Here is a 7,365-nt window from a genome sequence, read left to right on the forward strand (position 1 = left end):
AGCCGGAGCCCAGCCGTCCGGCCGGGCGCGCTAGCCTGGCCGCTCCTACCCGGCGGTCTGCGACAAAGCGACCCACCTGTCCAGCGCCGCGGCCGCGGCGCCGGATTCAATGGACTGCTCGGCGCGCTTGTATGCAGCAGCCATGCGCTCCGCCAGCGGACCGACGGCGTCGAGGTCGAACGCGACCAGCCCGGCCGCGGCGTTGAGTAGCGCCGCGTCACGGGCCGGGCCCGGCGCACCGGCCAGGACAGCGCGGACGACGGCGGCGTTGGCCACGGCGTCACCGCCGCGCAACTCCTCCAGCGTGGCCGTCCGGATGCCGAGGTCGCGCGGATCAAATATCTCTTCCGTGACCTCACCACTACGGATCTCCCACACGCGCGACGGGCCGGTGGTGGTGAGCTCATCCAGGCCGTCATTCCCGCGGAAAACCAGGCCGCGGCTGCCCCGCTTGGCCAGCACGCCGGCCACCAACGGGGCCATCTGCTCGTTGGCGACGCCCACGGCCGAGGCCTGGACATGGGCCGGGTTGATCATGGGGCCCAGGAAGTTGAACGCTGTGGGAACGCCAAGTTCGCGGCGGGCGACGGCGGCATGGCGCATCGAGGGGTGGAAGACCTGGGCAAAGCAAAACGTGATTCCCGCCTCTTCGGCGTTGAGCGCCACGCGGGGAATGGGAAGATCCAGCCTGACGCCGAGGGCCTCCAGGACATCGGCGGATCCGGACGAGGACGACGACGCACGGTTACCGTGCTTGACCACCCTGGCCCCCGCACCGGCGGCGATAAGGGCGGCCATCGTGGAGATGTTGACAGTGTTCTGCTGATCGCCACCCGTTCCGACGATGTCCAACTTCTCACCGGCAATGTCTATGGGGTTGGCGTTGGAGATCATCGCCTCCACCAGGCCAGAGAGCTCATCCACGGTCTCGCCCTTGGAGCGCAGGGCCACCAGGAATCCCGCCACCTGGGCCGGCGTCGCTTCACCGGACATGATGGAGTTCATGGCCCACTCAGTGCTCCCGGCGGTGAGGTCCATGCCGCTGATGAGCGCGTTAATGAGCCGCGGCCAGGTGTTGCCTGCCGCCTGTGCAGATGCCTGTGAAGTCACCTCCCGATGCTATCGAGGTCGGCCCCGCAAAGACCAATGTGAACCCCTCCGGGAACTTTTCCGCGCGAATTCGCGTCTTTGTAGAAAAAGTCCTCCGAAAACGCGGTTTGCGTTGGGCAGGACGGACTTTTATAGACATAATGTCTATGTGACATCTGCGACCCATGCCCCCAGTACCCCGGCGCACCCGACGCTGAACCGCCCGAACATGGTTTCTGTTGGAACCGTTGTGTGGCTGTCCAGTGAGTTGATGTTCTTCGCCGGTCTCTTCGCCATGTACTTCACACTCCGTTCGACTTCCGGACTGATGTGGGCCGAAGAGACAGCCAAGCTCAACTTCCCGTTTGCGCTCGTTAACACGATCGTCCTCGTGGCAAGTTCCTTTACTTGCCAGATGGGCGTCTTCGCTGCCGAGCGGCTCCAGCCGCGCCGGACCGGCGGACGCTTCAGCTTCACCCAGTGGGGGATGAACGGATGGTTCATCCTGACGTTCCTCATGGGTTCATTCTTCGTCGCCGGCCAGGCGACCGAGTACGCCATGCTCGTTTCCGAGCATGTTTCGCTGTCCTCCAACGCCTACGGTTCAGCCTTCTACATAACGACAGGCTTCCACGGCCTGCACGTCATCGGCGGTCTGGTTGCCTTCCTGCTCATCATGGGCCGCTCCTTCGCCGCGAAGAAGTTCGGACACTTTGAGGCCACTTCGGCGATTGTCACCTCGTACTACTGGCACTTCGTGGACGTCGTCTGGATTGGCCTCTTCCTGGTCATCTACGTCGTCAAGTAGTCTGACTTGACTCTTTTTCTACAAGAGGCAGAATTTCAAGAAGCGGCTCTCGGAGCCACCGCAGGATCGAATAAAGGAACCACCACGTGAAGGCACTCTCGCAGAAGCGACGTCACCCACTGGCAGCAATTGCACTGCTGCTAATGGGCCTCTTGGTCACGGGTGGGCTGTACGCCGTTGCCACCACCGTCAACCAGGCCAAGGCCGACACCACCACCTACAGCGCAAGCGACGTAGAGGAAGGCGGCAAGCTTTTTGCCGCCAACTGCGCCACCTGCCACGGTATGGGTGCCAGCGGCTCGCAGGCCGGACCGTCCCTTGTGGGCGTCGGAGCCGCCGCTGTTGACTTCCAGGTTGGTACCGGCCGCATGCCCATGCAGATGAACGGCCCGCAGGCCTACCAGAAGCCCGCCCAGTTCAACGAGGAACAGACCAAGCAGCTGGCTGCTTACGTTGCCTCCCTCGGCCCCGGCCCGGCCATCCCCGAGGCGGGTGTGCTCGATGAGAAGGGCGACGCCGCCAACGGCGGCGAGCTGTTCCGCACCAACTGCGCCATGTGCCACAACGCTGCCGCTGCCGGCGGCGCACTGACCCGGGGCAAGTTCGCCCCGGCCCTCGCCGGAGTCTCCGGTCAGCACATCTACGAAGCTATGGTCACCGGCCCCCAGAACATGCCGGTCTTCAGTGACGCGAACATCTCCCCGGAGGGCAAGCGCGACATCATCACCTTCCTGAAGCAGATTGAGGCAAACGGTTCACCCGGCGGCGCCGATCTTGGAGCTTTGGGACCGGTTTCCGAAGGTCTCTTTGTCTGGATCGCTGGCCTGGGCGTCATCATCGCGTTCACCATCTGGCTCACCTCCCGCACTTCCTGAGCGGGCCTTACACCTGTAAGAATTTTCTGCTGACCCGTCAGCAGTTCGAATTGAAACCTAACTCGGCAGACGCCGAGACGAGAGAAGGATGAGGCGAATTATGGGCAACCATAGTGACGGCAGTCCGAACCACTCGGGCACCGTAGCTACGGCTGGTCAGAATGAGGTGGAGAAGTTCCAGGATCCTGGAATTCCCCCGCACCGTTTGCGCCTGGCTGACACGGACCCGAGGGCCGCAAAGAAAGCAGAACGGCAGGTAGCCCTTCTGTTCGGCACCTCGGTCGTTGGCACCCTGATATTCCTGGTGGCGTACTTCGCGATCGATCTGGGCCCCGGCTCCACGATCGCGACGATCCGCCTCCAGAATGCCCTGCTGGGCCTCGGCACCGCATTTGCGATGCTGGGCATCGGCACCGGCATCGTACACTGGGCGAAGGCCCTCATGCCGGACCACGAGGTCTCGGAAGAGCGCCACGCGATCCGCACCGAGGAAGACCGCCAGGCTGCCGTACGCATCGTCGATGACATTGTGGAAGAAACCGGCATCAAGCGCCGGCCGCTGATCCGCAATACGCTCCTCGGCGCCATGGCCCTCGCGCCTCTGCCCGCTCTGGCCATCTTCGGTGACCTCGGTCCCCGGCCGGACAACACGCTGGCCCACACGATGTGGGCCCCGCAGGATGGCAAGCTCAAGCGGCTCACCCGCGACCCCGATGGCACCCCCATCAAGGCCTCGGACGTCACCATCGGCTCGGCCTTCCACGTCATTCCCGAGGGCCTGAACGAGCTGCACGAAGGCAAACTGAACGAAAAGGCCAAGGCCGTCGTTCTGCTCATGCGCCTGAACCCCGACTCCCTCAACCCCTCCCCCGGGCGCGAAGACTGGGGCTACAACGGGATTGTTGCCTACTCCAAGATCTGCACCCACGTCGGTTGCCCTGTTGCCCTGTACGAGCAGCAGACCCACCACCTGCTGTGCCCGTGCCACCAGTCGACCTTCGACCTGACCCAGGAATGCAAGGTCATCTTCGGCCCGGCCAGCCGGCCTCTGCCGCAGCTGCCGATCGCCGTCGATGCTGAGGGCTACCTGGTCGCCACGAGCGACTTCCATGAACCTGTTGGACCGAGCTACTGGGAGCGTGATGAGCATGTCCGCAACATCAACGCCTGATGCCCCCGCCTTCACCGCCAAAACTAGTGGCGGCCGCATCACCGACTTCGTCGACCAGCGTGTTGGCGGCTCCGGCATCCTCCGCGAGTTCGGCCGGAAGGTCTTCCCGGACCACTGGTCATTCATGTTCGGCGAGGTGGCACTGTATTCCTTCGTCATCCTGCTGCTCTCCGGTACGTTCCTGACGTTCTTCTTCGATCCGTCCATGGCGGAGACGCACTACGCGGGCTCCTACACGCCGCTGAAGAACGTTGAAATGTCCGTGGCGTACAGCTCCTCCCTGAACATCTCCTTCGATGTCCGCGGCGGCATGTTCATGCGCCAGGTGCACCACTGGTCAGCGCTGCTGTTCGTCGCCTCCGTGTCCGTGCACATGCTCCGCGTGTTCTTCACCGGCGCGTTCCGCAAGCCCCGCGAGCTGAACTGGGTGGTGGGCAGCGTCCTGCTCATCCTGTCCATGGCCGCGGGCTTCACCGGCTACTCGCTCCCCGATGACCTGCTCTCCGGTAACGGCCTGCGCATCATCGACGGCGTCATCAAGTCCATCCCGGTCATCGGCACGTACACCTCGTTCTTCCTCTTCGGTGGCGAGTTCCCGGGCACCATGATCATCAGCCGCCTGTACATGCTCCACATCCTCCTGGTTCCCGCGCTCATCCTGCTGATGATCGTGATGCACCTCTTCATGGTGGTTGTGCACAAGCACACGCAGTACCCCGGCCCCGGCCGCAACGACGGCAACGTCGTCGGCTACCCCCTGGGACCGGTTTACGCGGCGAAGGCCGGCGGCTTCTTCTTCATCGTGTTCGGCGTTGTTGCCCTCATGGCGGCGTTCTTCACCATCAACCCGATCTGGAACTACGGCCCCTACGACCCCTCCCCGGTTTCGGCAGGCACGCAGCCTGACTGGTACATCGGCTTCGTTGACGGCGCCCTGCGCCTGATGCCGGGCACCTTCGGTGACTGGAAGGTCGAGCAGGTGTGGTTCGGCCACGTCTTCACGTTCAACGTGCTGCTGCCGGCCCTGGTCCCCGCGGGCATCCTGTTCACGGTCATGTTCACCTACCCGTGGATTGAACGCTGGATCACCAAGGACAACCGCGAGCACCACGTCCTGGACCGTCCCCGCAATGCTCCTACCCGTACGGCAATCGGCATGGCCGGTTTTGTCTGGTACTGCGTTATGTGGGCCGCGGCAGGCTCCGACCTCATCGCCACGCACTTCCACGTGGCCTTGAACGATGTGACCTACTGGCTGCGCGCACTGTTCTTCATCGGCCCGGTCATCGCGTTCATCGTCACGAAGCGCGTCGCCCTGGCGCTCCAGCGCAAGGACCGCGAGATCGCCCTGCATGGCCGCGAAACCGGCCGCATCGTGCGCCTGCCGCACGGTGAGTTCATCGAGGTCCACGCCCCGCTGGACGAGTACAAGCGCTACAAGCTGGTCGGCTTCGAGTCACCGGTCCCGCTTCCGGCGGTGCCGAACGAGCACGGTGTCGTGGACCGCAAGGAAAAGCGCCGCGCGTGGCTGTCCCGCTGGTTCTTCGAGGACCGGGTTGCCCCGGCCACTCCGGCCGAGCTGGAGGCCGCTCACGGCCACCACGGCGCCCATGAGGCCGTCGAAGCGGCAGAGTCTCAGAAGACGCTGAGCCACTAGGCTGCAGGCAGGAACAGGAACATAGGAAGGCCCGGTCCCCTTGGGGACCGGGCCTTCCTATGTTCCTGCTGGTCGGGTTTCTGCTGCCAAGGTTTCTACTGCCAAAGGGCCCTGCAGCATAGTTTCTGCCGCCTAGCCGACCACGGCTCTGTTGTGGCTACGGGCGGTATCCCGAGGCGTAGTTGCGGGTGGGCCGGACGCCGGGGCGCTGCAGGGGCACCCAGAGCTTGTAGCGGTCAGCCCGGTAGTAGGACACGGAGTAGTCCACCATGGCGCGGGCCACGAACGCGTGGCGCTGGATCTTCAGCAGCGGCGTTCCGACCTCGACGTTCAGGAGCCGGGCCGTGGACGGCGATGCGGCCGTCGCCTCTATCATGTCCTCGCCCCATTCCATCACCAGCCCGTAGCGTTCGCTCAGCACGTTGTAGAGCGATGTGGGCGGCTCGCCGTCCAGCAGGCCGGGGACCCGGTGGGCGGGAATGAAGTTCTCGTCCACGCTCATTGGCTCGTTGTCGGCCAGCAGGAGCCGGCGGAACCGGACCAGGGGCGTGCCCTCCTCCAGCTGCAGCTCACGGGCCAGGAAAGCACTGGCGCTGATTTGCTCGAAGCTCAGGACCTTGGCGGCCGGAACCATGCCGCGGCGCTGCATCTCTTCGCTGTAGGAGGTGAGCTTTACCTGGAGATCCAGTTTGGGCTTGCGCACAAACGTGCCCAGCCCCACGACGCGCTCAATGACTTCCTCGCCCACAAGGGCATCGATGGCCTGGCGGACAGTCATCCGGGCCAGGCCGAAGCGCTGCGCGAGGTCACGCTCGGACGGCAGCGCGGAACCCGGGGGGCAGGCGGCACCGATGTGCGCCCGCAGGATTTCCCGCAACTGCACGTAGATCGGCACCCCGCTCTGGCGGTCGATCTCGCCGATCATCTTGGACGCATTAGAGGACGCCACGGGTCAGCCTCCGGTTGGGGCCGGCGGGGGGAAAACACTCATATCTCAAGGGTAAGCCCGTACCACGGCAGGTCTAGACCACGGCGCCGACTCAAGTCGTGCGGGCCCCTCCCCCGCGGCTACCCTTGAACTCATAGGCCGGAACCGGGCAATGGAGCCCGCCCAGCCTGATGGAACGCCAGTCCGATACACCGCCAGACATACGGCATGCCAGTCCGATGGAACGCCTGTCGTATGGAACAGCCCGTCCGGTGGCGCCACCCAGAGAACCAACACCAGCACGAGGGAGTCCCGTTGCCAGTTCGCAAGGCAATCGTCACGGCCGCAATCGGCCTCCACGCCCGGCCTGCGGCAGTATTTGTCCGGGCAGTCACGGCCACCGGCCTTCCGGTCACCATCAGCAAGGACGGCAGGCCCGGCGTCGACGCCCGCTCGCTGCTGGAGGTCATGACCGAGGACTTCGGGTGTGGCTGCGAAGTGGAGTTGGCCGTCGCAGCGGAGGCCCTGCCCGCCTCCTGCAGCCTCGCGGAGGCCGAGACTGCGCTGGAGGAGCTCCGGATCCTTCTAGAGTCGGCAGCGGCCGCCTGAGGCCCCTCACGCCCGGCCTCAGACCCGGCGACCAACGCCCAGCCCGCAACGCCTGAGCCGCACACATTCCAGGACGCACGCAGGCACTCAGCACCACCCAGTCCCTATGCGCAAACGACGGCGGGGCCCCCCCAAGGTGGGGGCCCCCCGCCTGCAAAATGAACATTTAGTACGGGTGGGCGCCAGTTCGCGGGGTGACCCCCGCGGGAATAGGAGAACCCACCCACC

7 protein-coding genes are annotated in these 7,365 nt (G+C 64.7%); 5 read left to right on the forward strand and 2 right to left on the reverse strand.

The features are described from left to right. Positions 1-45 precede the first annotated feature (45 nt). On the reverse strand, positions 46-1,110 hold the full coding sequence (gene trpD / locus ACFRJ8_RS12690) for an anthranilate phosphoribosyltransferase (protein ID WP_377986513.1): 1,065 nt from the start codon (positions 1,108-1,110) through the stop codon (positions 46-48). A gap of 112 nt (positions 1,111-1,222) precedes the next feature. Between trpD and ACFRJ8_RS12695 the strand changes: the two genes are divergently transcribed. From ACFRJ8_RS12695 to ACFRJ8_RS12710, 4 genes are all read left to right on the forward strand, one after another. After that, positions 1,223-1,897, forward strand: a complete 675-nt coding sequence (locus ACFRJ8_RS12695) for a heme-copper oxidase subunit III (RefSeq protein WP_377986514.1) — start codon at positions 1,223-1,225, stop codon at positions 1,895-1,897. Positions 1,898-1,983: 86 nt separating this feature from the next. Continuing rightward, positions 1,984-2,772, forward strand: coding sequence for a c-type cytochrome (locus tag ACFRJ8_RS12700; protein WP_377986515.1), 789 nt, complete (start codon positions 1,984-1,986; stop codon positions 2,770-2,772). Positions 2,773-2,872: 100 nt separating this feature from the next. Then, on the forward strand, positions 2,873-3,943 hold the full coding sequence (locus tag ACFRJ8_RS12705; RefSeq protein ID WP_377986516.1) for a Rieske 2Fe-2S domain-containing protein: 1,071 nt from the start codon (positions 2,873-2,875) through the stop codon (positions 3,941-3,943). Further along, positions 3,921-5,600: a cytochrome bc complex cytochrome b subunit gene (locus ACFRJ8_RS12710; protein WP_377986517.1), complete on the forward strand. Its 1,680-nt coding sequence runs from the start codon at positions 3,921-3,923 to the stop codon at positions 5,598-5,600. The genes ACFRJ8_RS12705 and ACFRJ8_RS12710 overlap by 23 nt, the downstream gene beginning before the upstream one ends. Before the next feature lie 157 nt (positions 5,601-5,757). On the opposite strand, the gene ACFRJ8_RS12715 is transcribed toward ACFRJ8_RS12710, so the two are convergent. After that, positions 5,758-6,525 carry a GntR family transcriptional regulator gene (locus ACFRJ8_RS12715; RefSeq protein WP_377986556.1) on the reverse strand — a complete coding sequence of 256 codons (768 nt, stop codon included), beginning with the start codon at positions 6,523-6,525 and terminating at the stop codon, positions 5,758-5,760. Between the two features lie 318 nt (positions 6,526-6,843). Here ACFRJ8_RS12715 and ACFRJ8_RS12720 point away from each other — a divergent pair, with 318 nt between their 5' ends. Further along, on the forward strand, positions 6,844-7,137 hold the full coding sequence (locus ACFRJ8_RS12720; RefSeq protein WP_377986518.1) for an HPr family phosphocarrier protein: 294 nt from the start codon (positions 6,844-6,846) through the stop codon (positions 7,135-7,137). Positions 7,138-7,365 lie beyond the last annotated feature (228 nt).

The sequence above is a fragment of the Arthrobacter sp. NPDC056886 genome, from assembly GCF_042788715.1.
Lineage (GTDB): Bacteria > Actinomycetota > Actinomycetes > Actinomycetales > Micrococcaceae > Arthrobacter.